Raw genomic sequence first — 19,089 nt, 5'->3', positions numbered from 1 at the left:
AGGTCCCCGCCGGGGCGGCGGGCCTTCGTGGGGCCGTGGGCGCGGCGGCTGCTGGTGGAACGGGTGATCTGGGCGTTCAGCGTCTCGTGCTCCTCGTGATCCTCGATGCCCCGCTGTTGCGGGTGCCGGTCGAGCTGGTGGGGACCCGGTCCGTGGCGCGGCCGAGTCCGGGGTTGCCGCCGGTTGTGGCGAGGAGCTGCACGGCGTGCACGAGGGCGTCGACTCGGTCCGGGGAGTCCTGGCCCGGTGACCAGGTGGTGGCCTGGTGCTCGACGACCTGGTGTCGGCCGACCATGACGGCGCGGCCGGTTTCGAACGCGGGCGCGGCGAGTTGCATGCGCAGCTGCTTGGACCCGCGCGCCACGATGGGGCGCAGCCGCGGCCCGGCTGTGCCGAACGCGAGGATGTCGGCGACGTCGCCGGCGATTTCGGCGAGCCCGGCGGCGATCTGCTCCCGCGCCTCCGGGCTGTCGTCGCGACGGGCGAGGCGTTCGACCGCGGCCTGCTGGTCGCCTCCGGTCCGGTGGAGCGCGACCGCTTCGCGGTGCAGCTGCGCCCACGCTTCCCGGATCCGCTTCGGCAGCTGGGAGAGGGACTTCTCGTAGGCGAGGCTCGGCGCGGCCCGCCGAACGCAGGTGAGCAACGCGAGCCGCGCCCACCTGGCCACGGTCATCGCCGCGGACAGGTCGTCGAGGATGTACACCCGCCCGGTCTCGGCGTGGCTGGTGGCGAGGATGACCCCGGCCTCGTCACCGTCGCCCTCGTTGTCCGCCGGGTCCACCACGACCGTCGGGGGCAGGCAACCGGCCGGGGCCTCCTGCACCCGCCAGGTGTCGAACCACGCAGCCTTGAACACACCGCCCTCGAGCGGTGCCGGGCGGCCCTGGTACAGCGCGGCCCAGGTACGTTCGCCGACGGCCTTCCGCTTCTCGGCCCAGTCCGCATCGGTGCGGCCCCGCGCCGAGACGAGGTACTCCCCCACCGGGCGGTCGAGCGCGTCCGGGGTCTGACCGTCGGCCTGGGCGGGGATGTTCACGACAGGCCAGCCCTCGGCCTCCATGCGGCCGGCGAGGTCGTCCTCGTGCCATCTGGTCTGGACGACGATGATCGGCGCGCCCGGCGCGAGACGGGTCAGCGCGACCGACGACCACCACTCGTGCAGGTTGTCCCGGATCGTCGCGGAGTCCGCCTCCGCCTGCCCCTTCAACGGGTCGTCGACGACGAGCACATCGGACGGCTGCCCGGTCAGGCCCCCACCAACGCCGACCGCGCGGAGCCCACCGGCGTGGCCGGCGAGCTGCCAGTCCGACGCGTCAGCGTGGGAGCGGTCGACGGTGAGGCCAAGGTCGGCCCCGTAGGACTCGATGAGGCTCCGCACGATCCGCCCCGACGTCCGGGCCAGCGACGCCGCGTAGGAGGCGACGACGATCCGCCGCTCCGGGTCGTTGGCGAGCAACCACAACACCGCCCACCGCAACGTGCTGGAGTTGTGGGTGGCCACGAGGTCGCGGCCGGCCAGGAACAAGCCGTCTTCCCGATCGACGGTGATGCAGCGGACCGGCCGTGACTCCACAGGCTCGATCGAGGCGATGGACACCGCGCGCAGCTCGCCGCCGCGGGACTGCGGCGCCTGCATCCGGGCCGCCTTGCGGGGCAGCCGGAACGGGACGTGGCCGCCCTGCTCGGGAGTGAAACAGACCCTCCACCGCCGGCCCACCTCGCGACCGTCGAGCGTCGCCGCCGACTCGCGGATCGTGGCCCGCCAGCCCAGCGACCGAACCAGCTGCAGCACGCCCTCGGCCAACACCCGGCGACAGGCGGTGAACTCGACCCGGCTGGAGGTCTCGGTGCGGAAGATCGACCCGTCGGTGTCGAGGAGACCCTGCAGCAGCGCCAGCCGCTGCTCGGTGCCAGCAGCGAGGTACAGGTCTGGGATGTGCTTCTTGCCCCACAGGTTGAGAGCCGTGAGGGCCGTACGGAAGCTGGAGGTCTTCCGCCGGCGGCTGTCGAGGCTGAACCGGACTCGCCAGGCCGTGTGCGAGGGGCTGACCGATACTAGGCGCGCGCCGGATGCGTGGACCTGGCCGAGTATCTCGTCGAGGTCGCGGGCGCCGACGGTGAGCTGCGAACCGGTGCTGTCGCCGTCGCCGAGCCACGCTCCGAGCAGGTAGGGCTCGACGGGCAGGTCGACCGGCTTCGACACGATGGTGTGCTGAGCAGGGAGCATGAACCGGTAGGCGCGGTGCGCTGCACCGTTGGTTCGTCGCCCGTTCTCGGCGAGCAGGCCGCGTGCGAGGAGCTGCTCGGTCGTGAGGGTTTCCCACGGCGCCGGACGCCCGGTGCGGCCACCGCCGCGGCGACCACGGTCGCGGACGGTCCAGAGGTGCTCGGCGTCGGCGACGACGCTGCGCCCGTCGGTGGTGGTGACGCGGTAGCAGCGGCGATCGTGCATGACGGCGGAGACGCCGAGGACACGCGTCGGGTGGCCGTCGGGGTGGAACACCTCGTCGCCCTGCTGCAGCTCACCCATCGTCGACCAGCCCGCTGTCGTGAGGATCGGGGTGGCCGTGTCCAAGGCCTTCCCCTCCTGCGGGGGCAGCGACAGCACGAGCCGGCCGTCCCGCGACGTGGCGGCCTCGACGACTCGGCGGGCGATCAGTTCCAGCGCGGGGGTGCGGACGGTGCGGCGGTCGAATCTTGCCGCGAGGTCGAGCGGGGTGGGGCACTGGGCGAGCAGGCGGGCGCGCCGGTCGGCGAGCTCGCGCCGTCGGGCGGCCTCGCCGCGGTCCCCGATGCCTTCGAGCCGGTCGGCGGCGAGCGCGAGCGCCCGGTCGAGCACCGCGGTCACGCCGGCGCCTTCCGCAGCTCCCGTGCACCGGCGGCGCGCGCCTCGTCTGCGGCGGCCCCGGTGACGCCGGCGGTCGAGAGCGCGACGTCGATGGCGCGGAGCACGGCCTGCGCCTGCAGGTCGGTGATGCGGGCGAGGCGCTCGTCGATGTTGAGCTTGGCCATCGCGGTCAGCACGTGTGCGCACCGGTCCATGGCCCGCTCGAACAGCGATACCTCGGAGCGGAGCTGCTCGGCGCCGGTGGCGAACGACTCGTAGCGCAGCCGTCCCCCGGTGGCGCCGCACTGCTCGCAGGGGGCGTCCTCGACGAGCCGGTTCACGAGGTCGGCGAGCGCGTCCTTCCACGCGACGACCTGGCCGGCGACCTTCGCGAGCTCGGTGAAGGGGTCCTCGACGGCGGGCACCTCGAGGTCGGCGAGGAGCCGGCGCACCTGCTGTTCGACGACGCGCTGCGCTGCGGCGGCCCGCACCTGCGGGGCTGCGCCTCCGTGGAAGCGGCACACCTCGGCGCCGGGCACCGCGGGCTGGGTGCAGCGGTTGCCGGTGCTCTTCGCGGTGGCCTTGCACTGTGGGTTCGCCATGAGGTCGGCTACCTGGCCTGCCCGCCATCGGGTGACGAGGACGGGTTCTCCTGGCTGCGGGTGATGTGGGCTCCGTGGCAGCGTCGGCAGTGGTAGGCGTAGCGGCGGATGGTGTGGGGGCTGCCGGAGAGTGCTGCGCGGGCGCGGCGTTGGGCGAGGGTGGCTTGGGCGTCGCCGAGGCTTTCGAACCTCTCCTGGGGGCAGGTGGTCACCAGGGCATTCGGCACCTCGCGTCCGGGGTCGTGCGGTCTTGCGGAGACTCGCGTGTCTCGTGTCTTGCGAGACGATAGACGATCAACGGGGTCAGGCCCGGCAGCAGGTGTTGCTGCCGGGCCTGTGTCGTCTACGCGGTGGCGAGCTCGTTCGGCTGGGCGTCGGGCTGCGGGGTGGGGGGGTCGGCGGCGGCCGGGTTGTGGATGGCGTCGAGGAGGTCGGTGATGGGGATGGGGTGGGTGCGGAGTTCGGGTGGCGGCGGGCGCTGCTCGGGGGTGGGGGCGCCCCAGGTGTAGGCCATCAGCTGTCCTGGCGGGTGGGCCTGCGCCGCCGAGTGGCGCCGTGCGGGTGGCTGGTTTGGTCGCTGGCGGCTGTTTGGAGGTTGTCGAGGGTGGCCACCCGTGGCGTCTTGCGTCTCGCGGGTTGTGAGACGTTCTGGGCGCGCGAAGGGCGGCGAGGGCGGACGGTGCGGCGCCCCGGTGCGGGTGGGAGTGGCTGCAGGGCGAGCTCGATGCGGGGGTCGGGGTCGCCGAGCACGATCGCTGTGGTGGTGGAGGTGACGATGCCGGCGTGGTCGTCGTTGAGGATCCCGGCGCCGAGCTTCGCTGCCTTCGTCCGCTTCCGCGGGGTGCCGGCCTTCGTCGGTGCGCCTTTCGGGATCGCCGGCGCTGGTGGGGTGAGGGCGTCGATGACGGCCTTGGCCATCGGGTAGAGGCTGTCGCTGTCGCGGGTGCCGTGGTCGGGGGCGTACCAGGTGAGGGTGATCGCGACGCGGTCGAGGTGCGGGATGCGGGCATGCTTGACGATGGCGACGACGGCGTGGGCGACCTGGCGTTTCGCGATGTTCTGGTTGGACCAGTGCGCGGTAGAGCGGGCCTCGTTCGCGGTGATCGGCGGGCGGGTGAAGGGCAGCCGCAGCACGATCGCGGGCTCGGGGCGGGCGAGCGCGCGGACGGCGCGGAGGACGTCGTCGGTGTGCGCGTCGTCGGGGAGCCCGACGGCCTGGGCGATGTCGGCGAGGGTGGCCTCGGCCGGCGCGGTGGCAGGGCGGGCGACGATGGCGCTGGCGTCCGTCATCGCAGGTACTCCACGGCTGGGAACACGCCGCGGCGGCCGGGCTGGTCGCGCCGGCACTCCCAGCCCCAACCCTCCGCCTCGGCGTACGAGCCGGGCAGCGCGTTGATGATCCGCACCCACCTCTGCAGCGGATCGGGGAGGCAGATCTCCGCCCGTTCCTCGTCGGTCGCCTCGCCGAACAGCTCGTGCTCCACGATCGCCTCGCGGGCGAGTCGGTCGGCGAGCTCGACGTCGTGGGTGTGCTTCACCAGCACGCTGCCGCCGTCGAGGTACATCGCCTCCGGCTGCCGCTTCCTCACGCCGACCGCCCGGTCCCGGTCGGGGTGGTGTGGCCGAGGAGTCCGAGTTCCCAGCCTCGCTGCACGGCGGCCGCGCGGGTCGGTACTTCGAGGCGGGCGAGGAGGCGCCGGACGTGGGTCTTCACGGTGTCCTCGGTGAGGTGCAGTTCGGCGCCGATCTCGGCGTTGGACAGGCCGCGGGCGATCAGGGTGAGGACCTCGTGCAACCGGCCGTCGACCGCGGACAGGCGGACGATCGCCTTGTCGGGGGCGGGCCGGCCGCCGACAGCTGCGATGAACTGCCGCCACTCCTCGACGCTGAATCGCAGCGGCGGCTGCTGGGGGTTCTTGGAGTCGCGGAGCCGGACCCCGGTCGGGGTGAAGGCGACCTCGACGCAGTCGGCGCCGGAGCAGAAGCTGGAGCGGGTCCAGCTGGTCATGGGGTTCTCCTGGGTGGTGTTCGGGGTGAGGGCGGTGGCTACGCGGCCGAGCTGCGGCGGCGTGTCGGCCAGCCGGAGCGGTAGGCGCGGGCGACAGCGGCCTCGTGGCGGGCGCGCATCTCCTGCGGGCTGCGCGGCAGGATGGGGCGCTTCCGGCACGTGCAGTCGTCGAGGTAGGCGCCGCAGACGGACGTGGCGGGCGTCGGGGCGGGCTGGGTCATCGACGGCCACCGGTGATGATCAGGGCGGCGACGAGCAGGCAGGCGTGGTGGAGCGCCTGGTCGGCGAGGTACGGGCCGTGCAGCGGGAGCGGGGCCGGCGAGTGGTGCGTGAACTGCTCACCGAAGATCGCGCCGGGACGCACCATGCCGGACGGGATCTGCACGGTCTTCGACGCGGCGAACGCCCGGGAGCCCGTGTGCTCGAGGATCCAGGTGACCGGCCAGCGGCGGTCGATCAGGGCGTGGGTCGCGGCGGAGAAGGCGTGGCCCGCGATCACGCGCCGCCAGGACGGGCGCGAGCCGGTGAGGGCGTGCACCGCGGCGAGCGTGGCGGCGCAGGTGGCCTGGTAGCCGGCGACGTGCCCGGCCATCGCCCGCCAGCTGGCCGCCTTCCGGGCGGCCTGGTGGTCGGTCTGCACGAGGTGGTCGCCGACGGTGTGGCCGACGAGCAGCGCGGCGAGGGTGGCGGCGAAGGTGGCGGCGCGGTCAGGCACGGGGGCCCTCCTCGAAGTCGATCTCGATGCCGTGCTCGTCGAGGACCTCGACGAGTTGGGTGCGCTCGATGTCGATGCGGAGCCGGCCGTGGTAGTCGCGGATCGCGTCCGCGAGCACGGTGAGGCTCTCCTCGGCGCCGGTGTCAGCGCGCAGGCCAGACGCGAGGATGTGCTCGCACACGGCGGTCATGAGCGCGCGGTTGTTCGCGGGCACTTGCTCCCACGGCACCGCGGACTCGCGGCGGGTCTCGTAGCCGTGCTCGGGGGCGAGGCGCTCGTAGGTTTCGTGGAACAGCCGGGCGAGCCGCTCGGCGTCGGGGCTGGGCATGGTCGGGTCTCCGTTCAGTGGGTGGTGCGGGTGGGTCGGTCGGGGTCGGCGGCGAGTTCGCGCGGGTCGAGCGGGGCGTGGCGGACGCCGGCGGCGCGGAGGCGGGCGAGGTGCGCGGGCAGGTGCCGCAGCGGCTCGCCGGTGGAGAGGTTCCGGCAGAGCCGCCCGGCGATCTCGCCGCAGCCGTGCTCGTCGGCGGGTGGGCAGTCGACGCGGAGGGCGGCGTCCTGGTCGGCCTGGTCCTCGAGGTTCACGTGGTGTCCTTCCGGGCGCGCCGCTGGCCGAGGGCGTCGTGGCCGTCGGCCCAGTCGGCGGCGGCGAGGAGCGCCATCGCGAAGGAGCGGGCGGGTCCGCTGGCGAGTGCCTGCCAGTCGCCGTGGTAGGAGAAGTCGGCGCCCTCGATGAACACGGCCCCGGGCTCGCTGTCGACGGCGCGGACCGGCAAAGGGCTGCCTGGGACGAGCCAGATCGGGCCGGCGGCGTCCTCGCGGGCGCTGTCGAACCGGTCGGGCTTCGGCGGCGGCGCGTACCCGGTGACGGACTCGGCGAGCTCCTGCAGCTCGGCGCGGAGCTGCGCGATCGTGAACCGCGGGTTGCTCACGACGCCCGCTCCCGGCCCGTTTCCAGCCTGCTCGGGTGCACCTTGGCGAGGCGCACCCGGCCGGAGAGGCCCTGCCGGGTGCACGGCTCCGAGGGCTTCGCGCCGCAGTAGTCGCAGGCGTGTTGGAGCGCGGCGCGGCGGGCAGCGTCGCTGGGGTCGTCGGGGTCGTCGGTGATGGCTTGGAAGGCACCGTCGATGAGTTCGCGGAGCCGCTGCTGTCCGATCGGGTCGGGCACCGGCTGCGGCTGGCGCATGGCGCGGTCCTGCCGCTCGGCGCGGATGGCGCGGGTGACGTCTGCTGGCTGCAGGAAGTCGTTGGGGCCGCGGTTGGCGCCCCAGAGGTGGATCGCGCGGGCGGCCTCGGAGTAGGTCCAGCGGCCGAGGAGTGACTGGGCGGCCCAGATCTCGACGAGGGTCTTGTCGGGCTCGCGGCCGGTGTAGCCGACGACGAGGTCGAGCAGCCCGCCGATCTCGGCGGGGGTGAGCGGCGGGGGCGGTGCCGGGCGTTCTGGGCGGATGCGTTCGACGGGGTGGCCGTACCGGTCGATCTCGGTCACGCGTTCCCTCCGGTGATGGCTCGCAGGTCGGGGCGGAGAGCGGTGGCGCCGTCGGTGCCGAGGACTTGGGCTACGAGGCCGGGGACGGCGGCGCGCTTGTCGTCGGTGGTGCGGCGGCTGGGGCGGTGCGCGTGGGTCTGCTCCCACTCGCGGCGGGCCTTGAGGCGCAGCTGGGTGAACTTCTCGCGGAACGTCGGCATCGACAGGACGTTGGTGCGCCAGAACTCGTCGTTGGTGGCCCAGTCGGCGAGGCGCGTAGCGAGGCCGAGCGCGTCGGGTTCGCGGGCGAGGTCCTTGTCGAGGAGGAGCCGGGCGGAGTCGCGCCACCGCTGCGTGATGGTGGGGCGCTTGCCGGTGTTCGCCTCGACGCGGTCGGCGAGGTGAGAGCAGAGCTGCTCGACGTCCTCGCGGGGCGGCTGCTCGGCCCGGGTTGGGCGCTTCTTCGTGACCGCTGGGGCGGGGGCGGGATCGCCGTCGGGGATCGCGTCAGCGATCTCGGACGAAGAGAACTCCTTAGGTGAGTTACTCCCTACGTAAGACTCTCCCCTTCCCCTACCCCTACCCCATGGGGTTCCAGGAAGGGTCGTTGGAAGGGTTCCAAATGGGAGGGTTTCCGAAGGGTTGTTGGAAGGGTTCAAAGAAGGGTTCGAGCTGACGTCGGTGGACCCTTCGATCGGGAGGCCGGACGGGGGCGGCGGCAGCGCCGGATCGATCTCGTCGGCGACCGCGTGCGGGTCCGGGTAGACGAACATCCGCTTCGATCCGCCCTTCCCGGCGATCTCCCGCGGCGGGGGCGCAAGGGGCAGCTTCCGCAGCTCGGCGGCGAGCGCGCGCCGGATCGTCGGGGAGCGGATCTGGCGGGCCAGCTCGAGCGCGTTCCGCAGCACGTTCGGCTGGTCGGCCACGCCGTCGTTCCGGATGAACGTGCGCACCAGCAGCTCGTGGCGGTCGACGACGACGAACCGGCGCTCGACCAGCTCGCGGAGCGCCTCGCGCGCCTCCTCGGAGGTCATGCCGGCGTCGTCGGCCCACAGATCGATGCTGAGCCGGACCATCCCCGCCTGGTTCAGGGTCTCGTCCGACAGGATCGTCACGTACAGCCAGCGGGCGTCCTTCGACGTATCGTCGTGCCCTTCCTTGCGCCACATCCCGAACTGCAGCCGCACGTGTGATCGGGCCATTAGGCGACTCCTTCTTGCTGGCCCGGCCGGGGGTTGGGGAGCAAGCCGAGCTGCCCGCGGATGCGGGCTGTCGTGTAGGTGGTCTGGCGGGTGTGGCGGGCGATCCGTTCGTCGTCCCAGCCGAGGTCGTGGAGATCCATGACGAGGCGGCGCCGGTCGTCCGGGGTGAGGGCCTCGGCGGGCTCGTCGCCGTCCCAGGCGGCCCGGTACTGGATCGGGTGGTCGGCGAAGGACCGGAGGCGCGGCTGCGTGCGGGTGCGACGGTGGGCCCGCCAGTTCGCCATCTCGACGGCGTGGGCGTCGCAGCAGGCACCGCAGGGGACAGTGCCCTCGGCGATATGGCGTCGGTAGCCGGCCTCGGTGGCGAAGTCGACGTGTTGGCGGTGCATCACCGGGCCCCGTTCCGGCAGGCGCGGCAGCGGCCGTCGCGGATGTCGCGAGAGGCGCGAGTGCAGCGCGGGCAGCGGCGGGGCCGGTGCATGGGCGGCTCGATGGGGTCGAGGTCCGGGTCCCGGTGGCCCCGGCGAGGTTCCGGTGCGGTCACCTGGGCCTCCTGTCTTATGTCTTGCGGGACGTTAGACGTGATCATCAAAGCGAAGCGCCTGACGTGTCGGCCGAGCAGCTCCGGATGCTGTGGATGTGCCGGATCAGGTCGACGTAGCGGTCGTATCCGCTGGTTCGGAGCCACTGCTCGTGCCATGCCTTGTAGGCCGCCTTGCGGCGGATGACGGCCCGATGGCGGAGGTCGGTGTTGTCAGTCGTCCATCCGGCGGCACGCGCGGCTCGGATCTCCTCCGTCTGGTACTCGGCGATCAGCAGTGACTGCAGCGTCTTGACTGGGACCATGAGGGGTGGCCGACGGTCTGAGTACGGCGATGCCAGGAAGGCCGCCGTGAGTTCGTCCATGGAGGTTCGGCCGCACTCGATCTGGCCGAGGCGGGTGTTGCAGGGTGAGCAGAGGAGGCCGCGCACCCCCCAGTCGCCCAGCCTGTGGTCGTGGTCGATACAGAACTTCTCAACCGGCTCACCGCAGCGTTGGCACGCGAACCTTGCCGCCACGAGCAGGTCCTCGAACTGCTCGCAGGTCAGGTTGTAGCTCCGGTGCGTGCAGGTGGCGTGCCAGAGCGACATCTGGCCGGCCGAGGCTCGTGGAAGGGCCACGCGGTAGCGCTGGTGCTTGGCCAGTCGCTCGGCGATGTCGTCCGGCACTGCAACGCCGGGGATCGGGTCCCAGTGGCGGACCACAGTCACGTCGTCTCCTCCTGCCCGTGATTCGTCGGTACCGATGGTACCATCGGTACTGCACGTACCATTGAGGCCATGAAGGTGGGGAAACAGGTGACTGTTCGTGAGGCGCGGGACAATCTCGGCCGACTGCTCGACGCAGCCCACTACGCAGGCGAGGTCACCGTCGTGACCCGCCAAGGAAAACCCTGGGCGATCATCGGGCCGCTCACGCCCGAGCACCTCGCGGCGTTTGAGGCCGCCCAGCGAGATGAGGAAACGCCCGACTGAGTCCCCATGCACGCCGAAACCGCCGGCCTCTCTCTGGAGGCCGGCGGTTCGCTGTGTGCGGGCCGAGGTCACGACGCTCTCGGCCTGGTGTTGGGGGTTGGCGGGAACCCGGCGGGTCGCCACACCGGCAGCTCGGGCTGCGTGGCGATGGCGGCCCGGATGGGTGGCGTCTTCTTCGCTGGTGGCTTGCGTGGGCGGGTGGGGCGCTGGCCTCGTTCGCGTTCCTGCCGGCACTCGTTGCAGGCGCGGGGCCCGTCGGTGTCGGGGAGCTTGTGGCGGCCGGAGCGGCAGTGTGTGCGGCGTCCTTGGCCGGGGCGGTCGATGCCGGCGGCGGCGCAGGTTCTGGAGCAGAACCGGCGCTTCGCGAACGTGGAGCGGGCCTGCCCGATCATGCGGTGGTAGAGCTGCCCGCAGTGCTCGCAGGTGCGTGACTCGGCCGGCAGCCCGGACCGGGGGCCACGGGTGCCGGGCCGTGGGATGCCGCGGTGGGCGCACGCCTCGGAGCAGAACCTGCGCTTCGCGAACGCGGCCCGCGACCGGCGGGTGGAGCGGTGGAACTCGGCGCCGCAGTGGTCGCAGGTCTTCGTGTCGGGGTCGAGGCCGGGGATCGGGTCGGGCTGGTCGCCCTGCTCGGCCAGCTTGCGGGCGAGGTCGGGGGCGACGGTCACGCCGCTACCCCGCTCTCGCCCGCTGCTTCGGCTTCGCGCTTCTCGCGGCGTCGGAGGGCCTGCTGGATGGAATCGACCTTCACGCCGAGCCTCTCGGCGATCGCCTCCAGGGACAGGCCGAACGACAGGAGGTGGTCGACGTCGTCGAGGTACACCCGGCCAGCCGGGCGCTTCGGGACGGTCATGCCGTCACCGCCGCGCCCGTGATCCAGTGCTGGTCGTCGACCCAGTAGGCGGTACTCGGCTCGTCGCGGTGCACGAGCAGGAGGGGCCGAGCGTGGGTGATCCAGGCGGGATCGACGGGCTCGTTCGTCGTGGCCAGCGCGCCGACGAACACGAACAGTGGCCGCTCGGATCCAGTCACGTGCTCGGGCAGCGTGATCGCCAGGCACTCGGTGAAGGAGTGCTTCCCGCCGGGGTACTCGCCCGTGATCTCCCAGAGCGATTCCGGCTCGGCCGCCTCCCACGGGCGGGCCATCAGCATCTGCTGCTCGACGTGCTTGAGGTCGCGGTCCGTCGTCGGGCTCACCGGTCAGCCCTTCACACAGACGACGGTGCGGAGGCGGTGCACGACGTCGACGAGGTCGGTCTGCTGCGCCATCACGGACTCGAGGTCCTTGTAGGCGCCGGGGATCTCGTCGATCACCCCGGCGTCCTTGCGGCACTCGACGCCCTCGGTCTGGGCCTGCAGGTCCTCGATCGAGAACTGGCGCTTCGCTGCGCCGCGGGACATCCTGCGGCCGGCGCCGTGGGAGGCGGACCGGAACGCGGCCTCGTTGGCGAGCCCGCGGACGATGTAGGAGCCGGTGCCCATGGAGCCGGGGATGATCCCGAGCCTGCCGCTCTCGGTGGAGATCGCGCCCTTGCGGGTGACGATCAGGTCCAGGTCGTCGTAGGTCTCCTCGGACACGTAGTTGTGGTGGCAGGAGATCTCGGGCTGGTAGGCGACGTGGCGGCCGAGCGCCTTGGAGAATGCGGCCTTGACGAGGCCCATCATCACGGTGCGGTTCAGGCGGGCGTACTCCTGCGCCCAGTACAGGTCGGCGCGGTAGGCGTCCATCTCCGGGGTGCCGGCGAGGAACACGGCGAGGTCGCGGTCGGGGAGGTCCTGGTTGTGGTCGAGGGCCTGTGCGGCGGCGATGTGCTGGTCGGCGAGGACCTTGCCGATGTTGCGGCTGCCGGAGTGCAGCATCAGCCAGACGCGGTCGGTCTCGTCGAGGCACACCTCGATGAAGTGGTTGCCGCCGCCGAGGCTGCCGATCTGGTTGTGGGCGCGGGTGCGGAGCCGGTCGATGCTCGTCCATGTGATCTTGTCGTTCATGGCGTGGAGCTGGTCGAAGCGGGCCCAGAAGCCGTCCCAGTTGATCGTGCGGTCGAGGCCGATGCGGGTGAGGTTCGCGCCGTGCTGGTGCAGGTCCTTCCCGACGGGCACGTCCCGCTCGATCTGCGCGCGCGCCGGGGCGAGGCTGTCGGGCAGGTCGTTGGCGGTGAGGTCGGTTTTGACGGCGCTCATGCCGCAGCCGATGTCGACGCCGACGGCCGCGGGTGAGACGGCGTCGCGCATGGCGATGACGGAGCCGACGGTGGCGCCCTTGCCGTAGTGGACGTCCGGCATGACGGCCACGCCGTGGGTCCAGGGGAGGTTGGCGACGTTGCGGAGCTGGTCGAGGGCGGCGCTTTCGACGGTGGCCGGGTCGGCCCACATGCGGACGGGCGCGCGGGTGGACGTGAACGGCTGGCTGTAGGTGGTCATGCCGTGGCTGCCTTTCAGGGGTGTGGTTGGGTGCTGTGCCGGCCGGGCTGCCGTGGAGGACGGCGTGCCCGGCCGGCGCGGAACCGGCGGGTCAGTCCTCGACGAGGAACAGGCCGGGGCGGCCGGCCGGCTTCGGCGGTTCGGGCTGCTGCGGCTTCTGCAGGGCCTCGAGGACCTCGAGGTCGGGGGTGTGCACCTCGGCGTCGGGGCGACGCTCGTCGCCGTCGGGCTCGTACCGGGAGGGGACCATGACGCCGCGGTAGGTGCCGCCGATCTGCACGAGGATCGCTTCGGCCTGGTGGGTGCGGTACAGCTGCAGTGGGGCCTTGCGGGCGGTGGCGACCTTGAGGAACGCGTCGAGCTTCGAGGAGGGGTAGTCGGTGCGCGGGAGAGCCTCGACGAGTCGCCCGGCCTGGTTCTCGACGCGGTCGGCGGTCTCGCGGTTGAGGTTGCGGTACACGCCGGCGGCCGGGTAGTCGTCGACCGGCATCTGCGCGAACTGCAGCTTGAGCCCGTCGTCGAACAGGTTCGGGTCCTCGGCGATCGTGACGAGCGGGCCGTCGCGGGTGATGTCGACGGCGTGCATCTCGTCGGCCTTCGCGGAGGCCTTGAACACCGCGATCACCGACTTGACGTCGCGCAGCGCCCACAGCGTGGGCGTGCCGGAGAGCTGCCCGGCGCAGGCGGTGTAGGTGTGGCCGGCGATGAATCGGTCAGTGGAGGCGCCGACGAGGAGGTCAGTGCGGCCCGGCTCGTCGCCGATCTCGCCGCGGCCGGTGTGGAGCAGGATCCCGCCGATCGCGCCAGCATCGGGGTCCTTCGACGCGGTGTGGGCGAGATCGGCGAGCAGGGCGAGGAAGGAGCGGGTCTGGACACGGACGGGCATCGAGGTGGTCTTCCTGGTCGAGGGAGGTTCGTGACCGGGCCCGGCGGCGCGGCAGGCGCTGCCGCCGGGCCCGGTGGTCTGGGTCAGAAGGGCGGCTCGTCGTCGGCAGCCGGCCCGGATCCGGGCGGCGGCGCGGAGCCCCACGGGTCGTCGGCGGGGGCGCCGCGCCGGGGCGCCCCGGCGCTGTCGCGGGAGACCTTGGTGACCTTCGCGGTGGCGTAGCGGAGGCTCGGGCCAATCTCGTCGACCTCGAGCTCGACGACGGTGCGCTGCTGGCCGTCCTTCTCGTAGGACCGCTGCCGCAGCCGCCCGGACACCATCACGCGCATGCCGCGCGTGAGGGACTCGGCTACGTTCTCCGCGGCCTGCCGCCAGATGCTGCAGCGCAGGAACAGCGCGTCCCCGTCACGCCACTCCCCCGTCTGCCGGTCGAAGGTGCGCGGCGTGCTCGCGACGGTGAAGTTCGCGACGGCCGCGCCGGACGGGGTGAAACGCAGCTCCGGATCGGCGGTCAGGTTGCCGATCACGGTGATGACGGTCTCTCCGGCCATGCCGGTGTCTCCTTCGGTCAGGTGCCCGGCAGGAAGCGCAGGCGGGGGTCGTTGAGGTTGGGGCGTCCGCCGGGGCGGTGGGGCTCGTCGTGGCCGATGTGGAAGCCGGAGCCGGTGCAGGCGGGGTACGCGCGGAGGACGCCGGCGTTGCCGTGGCGGTCCCGCATCTGGCGAAGGACCTTCCGGGCGTTCCGCTTGGAGAACCAGCCGCGTTTCCCGCACTCGGCGCAGGTGAAGTCGGGGAGGACGTGGCTGCTCACCGCGCACCTCCGGAGAGCGCCGGGGCGGTGATCGCCGCCCCGGCATGCGCCCGGCTTGTCACTGCTCGCCGCGCAGCTTGTCGAGGTAGGCCCGCATGTCCGGCGCGCCCGCGACGTCGGCCGGGGTTCCGGCGAACTGCGCGAACTCGTGCTCGACCTTCTCGCTCGTCCAGTCCGCGGGGACGGTGCGCAGGATCTGTGCCCACAGGTCGTCCGGGTCGTCGGACGCGGCAGGTGCAGGCTCGCTCCGCGAGGTCGCCATCTCGGTGACGGCGTCCTGCTCCGTCTGCGGGGTGAGCTCGGCGGCGCGGGCCTGCAGCGCCTTGGCGACCGGACTGGCGACCGGCATGTGGAACCGGGCGGCAAGGTCGGTCCACATCGCGCGGACGGAGTCGATGTCGTCGGTGTCCTTGATCTGCGTGAGCAGCGTCTCCTCCTGCTCGGCGGTGAACGCCGGCTTGCCGCTGGGCTCCTCGGGCGCCCGAGCGGGCGCGGCCTCGATCGCGGCCGCGGCGGGTCCGCTTGCGCCGAGGGCTTCGCGCTGGGCCTGCGCGGCGAGCTGCTGGCCGCCCATGACGGATGCGCCGAGGACCTGCCCGGTGGTGATGCCGCGGAGCTCGATGACGATGACGGGGTACTGCTTCGTCTTGCCCTGCGCCTTCCGGGTGCGGTTCTCGATGCGCAGCCGGATCGGGATGACGGCGTCGGGGCCGACGGCGGAGCGGATGAGGTCGACGGCGCCGGCCATCTCCTGCGCGGCGTAGAACGAGTGGGTCTCGACCCGCCACACGCCGACGTCGGGCATCTCGGGGAGGAAGACGTTGAGGCGGGTGGTGGCGGAGCAGACGCTGCCCTTGGGCTGGGCGTGGAAGTCGTCGCCGTGCTCCGCGCGGCAGATGCAGGGCCGGTCGGAGAGGGTCTCGGTGATGCCGTCGCAGCGGCGTGCGCAGCCGCCGCCGGACCACAGCTCGTAGGCCTGCGACAGCGGGTCCCCGGGCGGAAGGATCGCGTCGAGTGCGGCCGCCTCGGTGATGGCGCGGTACTGCGGGGCTCCGCCGCCAAGGGGGTTCCAGCGCTCGACGGTGCCGCCCCATGCTTCGGCGGCGGCTGCGACGTAGCCCTCGCTGTGGCTGGTGATGACCCAGGTCTCGGACTTGACGGGGCGGGGCTTGCGGCCGCTGGTGTCGGTGTAGCCGGTGCGGAGCCGACCGAGTTCGCGGGCCTGGCGCTGCAGGGACAGGATTCGTCCGGCCATGAGGTGTGGTCCTTCCTGGTCAGGCTGCGCCGGCGAGCGGCGGGAGGTTGAGGACTGTGATGGCGCGCTTCGCGCGGCGGCGGGTCCAGCCGTAGGCGACGTCGCGGGCGGCGAGGAACGAGGCGTAGACGTCGTCAGAGGTGTCGGCCTGGTAGAGCCGGTAGCCGCCGGTCTTCTCGTGCACGTCGGGGCGGATGTGGACGACGACGGCGGCCTCGGTGGTGAGGGGCTCGACCTGGGTGCCGTCCTTGAGCCATCCGACGGTTGCGCGGCGGTAGGCGGACAGCTGGAGCGCGGCCTCGTCGTAGACCTTGCGGCCGGTCTTCCAGTCGCCCAGCAGAATCGCGGGCCCGAGCCGGGGGAGCTGCAGGCAGACGTCCAACTTGCCGGCCCACCCGTCGTCGGGATTCCCGACGACCATCTCTGCGGCGTGGAACTCGGGCTGGTGCTCGTCGCAGAACCTGTGGAATGCGTCGAGGAACGGGCGCTGCTCGTCGGTGGGGAGCGGTGCAGGGGCGCCGAGGACATGTGCCTCGACGGCGTCGTGGACGGCGGAGCCGAGGTCGGCGGCCTCGTCGCGCTTGCGCTCGGCGGCGCGGCGCAGCCACTGGTAGGCGTCCTCGCGGGCGGCTTCGCCGCGAAGCCGGGCGAGCTTCGGGATGGCGCTGATCGCGCAGCGGGCAACCTCGATCGCGGCCCAGTGGACAAGACCGGGCTTCGGGATGCCGTGCTCGATGATCGTGGTGACCGACATCAGGTGGGTGTCGTCGGGGAGCACGTAGTAGCCGTCGTCGTTGCGCTGCGGCGCGCGCGCGGCGACGGCGGCCGCTTCGGGGATGGTCGTCGATGCGCTCATGAGGCGCCCCGCATCGGCCAGTCGCGCTGCACGTCGTCGGGCTTGCCCTTGCTAGCGAGGTAGGCGCCGAAGCCGTCGGCCCACTCGCGGTGCCACCCGATCTGCCGGGTGTGCAGGTCGGCGAGCGGGACGCCGCCGATCTCGTCGGGGTAGGCGCGGGCGATCTTCCAGGCGAGCCGGGCGGCGGCGAGCGCGTCGGCGTCGGCGGAGTGGGCGTCCTCGTCGGTGAGGACGACGCCGTAGTGGCGGCAGACGTCGACGAGCTTCCGCGACCCGCGCCGGTACTTGTCGACCTTCCGGTCGATGACGAGCGGGTCCACGACCGGGCCAGTCATCGGCAGCGCGGTGCCGTGGTGGCGGTGCAGCTCCGCGGCGAGGATCGACAGGTCGAACCCGACGTTGTAGCCGATGAGCGGGCACCCGGCCGCCCAGTGCTCCAGCAGGATGCGGGTGACCTCGGCGACCACCTCGGCGGCCGGGCGGCCGTGCTCGCGTGCCTGCTCGGTGGTGATGCCGTGCACCGCCGCTGCGCCGTCGGGGATCTCGACGCCGGGGTCAGCGAGCCAGGACCGAACCTGCAGGTCGTGGCCGGGCGTCCAGATGATGACGGTGGCGGTGACGATGCGGTCGTTGTCGGTGTCGACGCCGGTGGTTTCGGTGTCGAACGCAACCCAGGGGCCGTCGGCCCAGGTACTCGGCGGCCGCGGGGTCTTGCCCTGCTCATCGCGGCAGTTGCAGCGGGTGGGGTCGTTGCTGCGCCACTGGGTGCAGCGTGTGTCGTGGTCGAGGCGGGGCGCGTCGGTCGTCATGCCGGGCCGCCGGCGTAGTCGACGATGTGGCGGGCGAGGGCGTGGATCTGGTCCCAGCCGAGGAGCGCGGCCGCCTCGGGCTGGTCGGCGGCGACCCGGCGGGCGAGGAGCCCGGCCGGGAGCGCGGCGGCGATCCGCTCGGCCGCCTTGTGCGTGAGCCAGCAGTCGCCGCGGTCCTCCCCTGCGGCGTTGTCGTAGGTGACGAACCGGCGGGCGGAGTGGAAGTCCGGGCTGTCGCCGCCGTCGTCACCGTCGTCGGGCGGGAGGAGTTCGGCGTCGACGGCGGCCGGGGGGACGCACAGGTGCGCGGCGAGCGTCACGATGGACCAGCGGGAGTCGCCGTCGGGCGGCGTGGGCAGCACCCCGGACGGCCGCGGGTGGCGGGCGGGCTCGCCGGTGATGGGGTCGAGGCCGCGGAGCGCGCGGGCGACCACCACGTAGGAGTCGTCCGGGAGGCTGCGGTCAGCGGCGGCAGCGTGGATCGCGGCGTCGCGGACGATCCGGTCGGGGGTGCTCACCGGGCACCACCCGTCGCACCGGTGACGGCCTTGATCACGGCGCCGTGCTTGTTCGCGCCGAGCTTGGTGCGGACGCGGACGACGGTGTCGCCGGGGATGCCCTGGGTGAGCATCTCGGCGAGCCGGGTGTGCAGTTCCTGCACGGTCATGCCGGCGCTGTCTTCGGCCTGGTAGGTGACGGTGATCTGCGAGCTCACGAGGTCGTTCCTCCGTGTCGGGGGCAGTGGGTGTGGCCGGGTGCCGGGGGGTCGGGGCATGGGGTGCGGCAGCCGCCGGCGCGGGAGACGAAGGCGCAGCGGGGCCGCGGTGCGCTGGTGGAGAGGGCGACGGCGAGGGCGTGCTCGTCGGCGGTGATCGCGCGGGCGGCCGGGAGCGACGGGGCGAGGAACCAGCGCCCGTCCGGGTCGTCCGGCGTGACGGTGGTGAGGTCGGTGACCCGCCAGGCGGTGCCGGAGCCTTCCTGCCGCTCGTAGTCGAACCGGCCGTCGGCGGAGCGCGCGTTCCACTGCTCGGTCTTCTGGGAGACGAGGTGGCGGCGCCGGACGGTGGCCGCGGTGGCGAGCGCGGTGCGCGGGGTGCCCATCACACGGCCGCCGTGGCGGGCAGGAGCGGGATGGGGATCTCGATGCGCAGCTCGGTGAGCGGCTGCGGGTAGGTGAGCAGCTGGGCGAGCTGGGCGCCGGCGCAGCAGCGGGCCACGGGGATGCGGTAGGTCCACGCGGACCCGGCGTGCCGGTAGGCGATCTCGGCTTCGGCGTCGTTCGGGGTGCCCTGGGTGTCGGGGCAGCCGTGGCAGCTGTCGAGCTGGGTGGGCTCGACGAACACGGTCTGGATCGCGGGGCGCTGGTGGGCGTCGTAGATGTCGCGAACCGCGGCCCAGTCGACGTGGGAACTGCCTACTGTCTCGCGAGTCGCGAGACAGGGTGGTGTCGGTGGGGTGCCGTAGAATGGCAACAGGTGGCCGTCCTTCCGAGGTGTGGCGGCTTGGAGCTTGGGCGCTCCCGACGTCCCGTTGAGTTGGCAGCTCGCGGGGCGTCGCCGTTTCTTGCGTCCACCCTACCGCTAGTTGCCTGAACTTTCCATCCGGGTTGCCTGATCGCGCCCACCGGGTTCTACCACCAGGCCACCCCGAAACGGCGACTGCCGCGCCCGCGAGTCACGGACACGGCAGTCGAGGGTCACGCGTGCGGGATCTGGCC

The 19,089-nt window shown here is 72.6% G+C and carries 30 protein-coding genes; 1 reads left to right on the top strand and 29 read right to left on the bottom strand.

Annotated features, from left to right (window positions below; translation table 11 throughout):
• Window positions 1-76 precede the first annotated feature (76 nt).
• From ACFPL3_RS01030 to ACFPL3_RS00960, 15 genes are all read right to left on the bottom strand, one after another.
• Complete coding sequence (locus ACFPL3_RS01030) at window positions 77-2,848, bottom strand: LAGLIDADG family homing endonuclease (protein WP_343944940.1); 2,772 nt, start codon at window positions 2,846-2,848, stop codon at window positions 77-79.
• Window positions 2,845-3,429 (bottom strand): hypothetical protein, encoded by a 585-nt coding sequence (locus ACFPL3_RS01025; RefSeq protein ID WP_343944941.1) that lies wholly within the window; start codon window positions 3,427-3,429, stop codon window positions 2,845-2,847. Before ACFPL3_RS01025 ends, ACFPL3_RS01030 begins: the two co-directional genes overlap by 4 nt.
• A gap of 343 nt (window positions 3,430-3,772) precedes the next feature.
• Window positions 3,773-3,943, bottom strand: coding sequence for a hypothetical protein (locus ACFPL3_RS01020; protein ID WP_343944942.1), 171 nt, complete (start codon window positions 3,941-3,943; stop codon window positions 3,773-3,775).
• Entirely contained in the window at window positions 3,943-4,719 is a 777-nt protein-coding gene (locus ACFPL3_RS01015; protein WP_343944943.1) for a hypothetical protein, read from the bottom strand. The genes ACFPL3_RS01020 and ACFPL3_RS01015 overlap by 1 nt, the downstream gene beginning before the upstream one ends.
• On the bottom strand, window positions 4,716-5,018 hold the full coding sequence (locus tag ACFPL3_RS01010; protein WP_343944944.1) for a hypothetical protein: 303 nt from the start codon (window positions 5,016-5,018) through the stop codon (window positions 4,716-4,718). Before ACFPL3_RS01010 ends, ACFPL3_RS01015 begins: the two co-directional genes overlap by 4 nt.
• Window positions 5,015-5,437: a DUF397 domain-containing protein gene (locus tag ACFPL3_RS01005; RefSeq protein ID WP_343944945.1), complete on the bottom strand. Its 423-nt coding sequence runs from the start codon at window positions 5,435-5,437 to the stop codon at window positions 5,015-5,017. Before ACFPL3_RS01005 ends, ACFPL3_RS01010 begins: the two co-directional genes overlap by 4 nt.
• 38 nt (window positions 5,438-5,475) lie before the next feature.
• A complete protein-coding gene (locus ACFPL3_RS01000; protein ID WP_343944946.1) occupies window positions 5,476-5,658 on the bottom strand; it encodes a hypothetical protein in 183 nt (60 codons plus the stop codon).
• Window positions 5,655-6,152 carry a hypothetical protein gene (locus tag ACFPL3_RS00995; RefSeq protein ID WP_343944947.1) on the bottom strand — a complete coding sequence of 166 codons (498 nt, stop codon included), beginning with the start codon at window positions 6,150-6,152 and terminating at the stop codon, window positions 5,655-5,657. Before ACFPL3_RS00995 ends, ACFPL3_RS01000 begins: the two co-directional genes overlap by 4 nt.
• A complete protein-coding gene (locus ACFPL3_RS00990; protein ID WP_343944948.1) occupies window positions 6,145-6,480 on the bottom strand; it encodes a hypothetical protein in 336 nt (111 codons plus the stop codon). Before ACFPL3_RS00990 ends, ACFPL3_RS00995 begins: the two co-directional genes overlap by 8 nt.
• A 14-nt stretch (window positions 6,481-6,494) precedes the next feature.
• Entirely contained in the window at window positions 6,495-6,734 is a 240-nt protein-coding gene (locus tag ACFPL3_RS00985) for a hypothetical protein (protein ID WP_343944949.1), read from the bottom strand.
• A complete protein-coding gene (locus ACFPL3_RS00980) occupies window positions 6,731-7,081 on the bottom strand; it encodes a hypothetical protein (protein ID WP_343944950.1) in 351 nt (116 codons plus the stop codon). The genes ACFPL3_RS00985 and ACFPL3_RS00980 overlap by 4 nt, the downstream gene beginning before the upstream one ends.
• Window positions 7,078-7,638 (bottom strand): zinc finger domain-containing protein, encoded by a 561-nt coding sequence (locus ACFPL3_RS00975; protein WP_343944951.1) that lies wholly within the window; start codon window positions 7,636-7,638, stop codon window positions 7,078-7,080. Before ACFPL3_RS00975 ends, ACFPL3_RS00980 begins: the two co-directional genes overlap by 4 nt.
• Window positions 7,635-8,819 (bottom strand): hypothetical protein, encoded by a 1,185-nt coding sequence (locus tag ACFPL3_RS00970; protein WP_343944952.1) that lies wholly within the window; start codon window positions 8,817-8,819, stop codon window positions 7,635-7,637. Before ACFPL3_RS00970 ends, ACFPL3_RS00975 begins: the two co-directional genes overlap by 4 nt.
• Window positions 8,819-9,208: a hypothetical protein gene (locus ACFPL3_RS00965; protein WP_343944953.1), complete on the bottom strand. Its 390-nt coding sequence runs from the start codon at window positions 9,206-9,208 to the stop codon at window positions 8,819-8,821. Before ACFPL3_RS00965 ends, ACFPL3_RS00970 begins: the two co-directional genes overlap by 1 nt.
• Window positions 9,209-9,407: 199 nt before the next feature.
• A complete protein-coding gene (locus tag ACFPL3_RS00960; protein WP_343944954.1) occupies window positions 9,408-10,070 on the bottom strand; it encodes an endonuclease domain-containing protein in 663 nt (220 codons plus the stop codon).
• A 69-nt stretch (window positions 10,071-10,139) separates the two neighbouring features.
• On the opposite strand from ACFPL3_RS00960, the gene ACFPL3_RS00955 reads away from it, so the two are divergent.
• Entirely contained in the window at window positions 10,140-10,334 is a 195-nt protein-coding gene (locus ACFPL3_RS00955) for a type II toxin-antitoxin system Phd/YefM family antitoxin (protein ID WP_343944955.1), read from the top strand.
• A 68-nt stretch (window positions 10,335-10,402) separates the two neighbouring features.
• Here the strand turns inward: ACFPL3_RS00955 and ACFPL3_RS00950 are convergent, their stop codons facing one another.
• From ACFPL3_RS00950 to ACFPL3_RS00885, 14 genes are all read right to left on the bottom strand, one after another.
• Window positions 10,403-11,002 (bottom strand): hypothetical protein, encoded by a 600-nt coding sequence (locus ACFPL3_RS00950; RefSeq protein WP_343944956.1) that lies wholly within the window; start codon window positions 11,000-11,002, stop codon window positions 10,403-10,405.
• A complete protein-coding gene (locus ACFPL3_RS00945) occupies window positions 10,999-11,187 on the bottom strand; it encodes a hypothetical protein (RefSeq protein ID WP_343944957.1) in 189 nt (62 codons plus the stop codon). Before ACFPL3_RS00945 ends, ACFPL3_RS00950 begins: the two co-directional genes overlap by 4 nt.
• Entirely contained in the window at window positions 11,184-11,531 is a 348-nt protein-coding gene (locus ACFPL3_RS00940; RefSeq protein WP_343944958.1) for a hypothetical protein, read from the bottom strand. Before ACFPL3_RS00940 ends, ACFPL3_RS00945 begins: the two co-directional genes overlap by 4 nt.
• 3 nt (window positions 11,532-11,534) lie before the next feature.
• The gene (locus tag ACFPL3_RS00935; protein WP_343944959.1) at window positions 11,535-12,755 is read right to left on the bottom strand and encodes an RtcB family protein; all 1,221 of its coding nucleotides are present in this window, start codon (window positions 12,753-12,755) and stop codon (window positions 11,535-11,537) included.
• Window positions 12,756-12,846: 91 nt separating this feature from the next.
• Window positions 12,847-13,641 (bottom strand): hypothetical protein, encoded by a 795-nt coding sequence (locus ACFPL3_RS00930; protein WP_343944960.1) that lies wholly within the window; start codon window positions 13,639-13,641, stop codon window positions 12,847-12,849.
• An 83-nt stretch (window positions 13,642-13,724) separates the two neighbouring features.
• The gene (locus ACFPL3_RS00925; protein ID WP_343944961.1) at window positions 13,725-14,192 is read right to left on the bottom strand and encodes a single-stranded DNA-binding protein; all 468 of its coding nucleotides are present in this window, start codon (window positions 14,190-14,192) and stop codon (window positions 13,725-13,727) included.
• Window positions 14,193-14,209: 17 nt separating this feature from the next.
• Window positions 14,210-14,452, bottom strand: a complete 243-nt coding sequence (locus ACFPL3_RS00920) for a hypothetical protein (protein WP_343944962.1) — start codon at window positions 14,450-14,452, stop codon at window positions 14,210-14,212.
• 58 nt (window positions 14,453-14,510) lie between these two features.
• Window positions 14,511-15,707: a recombination directionality factor gene (locus tag ACFPL3_RS00915; RefSeq protein ID WP_343944963.1), complete on the bottom strand. Its 1,197-nt coding sequence runs from the start codon at window positions 15,705-15,707 to the stop codon at window positions 14,511-14,513.
• A 19-nt stretch (window positions 15,708-15,726) separates the two neighbouring features.
• Entirely contained in the window at window positions 15,727-16,563 is an 837-nt protein-coding gene (locus ACFPL3_RS00910; RefSeq protein ID WP_343944964.1) for a hypothetical protein, read from the bottom strand.
• A complete protein-coding gene (locus ACFPL3_RS00905) occupies window positions 16,560-17,372 on the bottom strand; it encodes an exonuclease domain-containing protein (RefSeq protein WP_343944965.1) in 813 nt (270 codons plus the stop codon). The genes ACFPL3_RS00910 and ACFPL3_RS00905 overlap by 4 nt, the downstream gene beginning before the upstream one ends.
• Window positions 17,369-17,890, bottom strand: a complete 522-nt coding sequence (locus ACFPL3_RS00900) for a hypothetical protein (RefSeq protein WP_343944966.1) — start codon at window positions 17,888-17,890, stop codon at window positions 17,369-17,371. Before ACFPL3_RS00900 ends, ACFPL3_RS00905 begins: the two co-directional genes overlap by 4 nt.
• A complete protein-coding gene (locus tag ACFPL3_RS00895; protein ID WP_343944967.1) occupies window positions 17,887-18,087 on the bottom strand; it encodes a hypothetical protein in 201 nt (66 codons plus the stop codon). Before ACFPL3_RS00895 ends, ACFPL3_RS00900 begins: the two co-directional genes overlap by 4 nt.
• Entirely contained in the window at window positions 18,084-18,473 is a 390-nt protein-coding gene (locus ACFPL3_RS00890; RefSeq protein WP_343944968.1) for a hypothetical protein, read from the bottom strand. Before ACFPL3_RS00890 ends, ACFPL3_RS00895 begins: the two co-directional genes overlap by 4 nt.
• The gene (locus tag ACFPL3_RS00885) at window positions 18,473-18,715 is read right to left on the bottom strand and encodes a hypothetical protein (RefSeq protein WP_343944969.1); all 243 of its coding nucleotides are present in this window, start codon (window positions 18,713-18,715) and stop codon (window positions 18,473-18,475) included. The genes ACFPL3_RS00890 and ACFPL3_RS00885 overlap by 1 nt, the downstream gene beginning before the upstream one ends.
• Between the last annotated feature and the right edge of the window lie 374 nt (window positions 18,716-19,089).

The organism is Pseudonocardia zijingensis, assembly GCF_042657305.1.
GTDB lineage: Bacteria > Actinomycetota > Actinomycetes > Mycobacteriales > Pseudonocardiaceae > Pseudonocardia > Pseudonocardia zijingensis.
The sequence above is the reverse complement of the archived record's forward strand: the minus strand, read 5'-3'. Positions and strand labels throughout refer to the sequence as shown.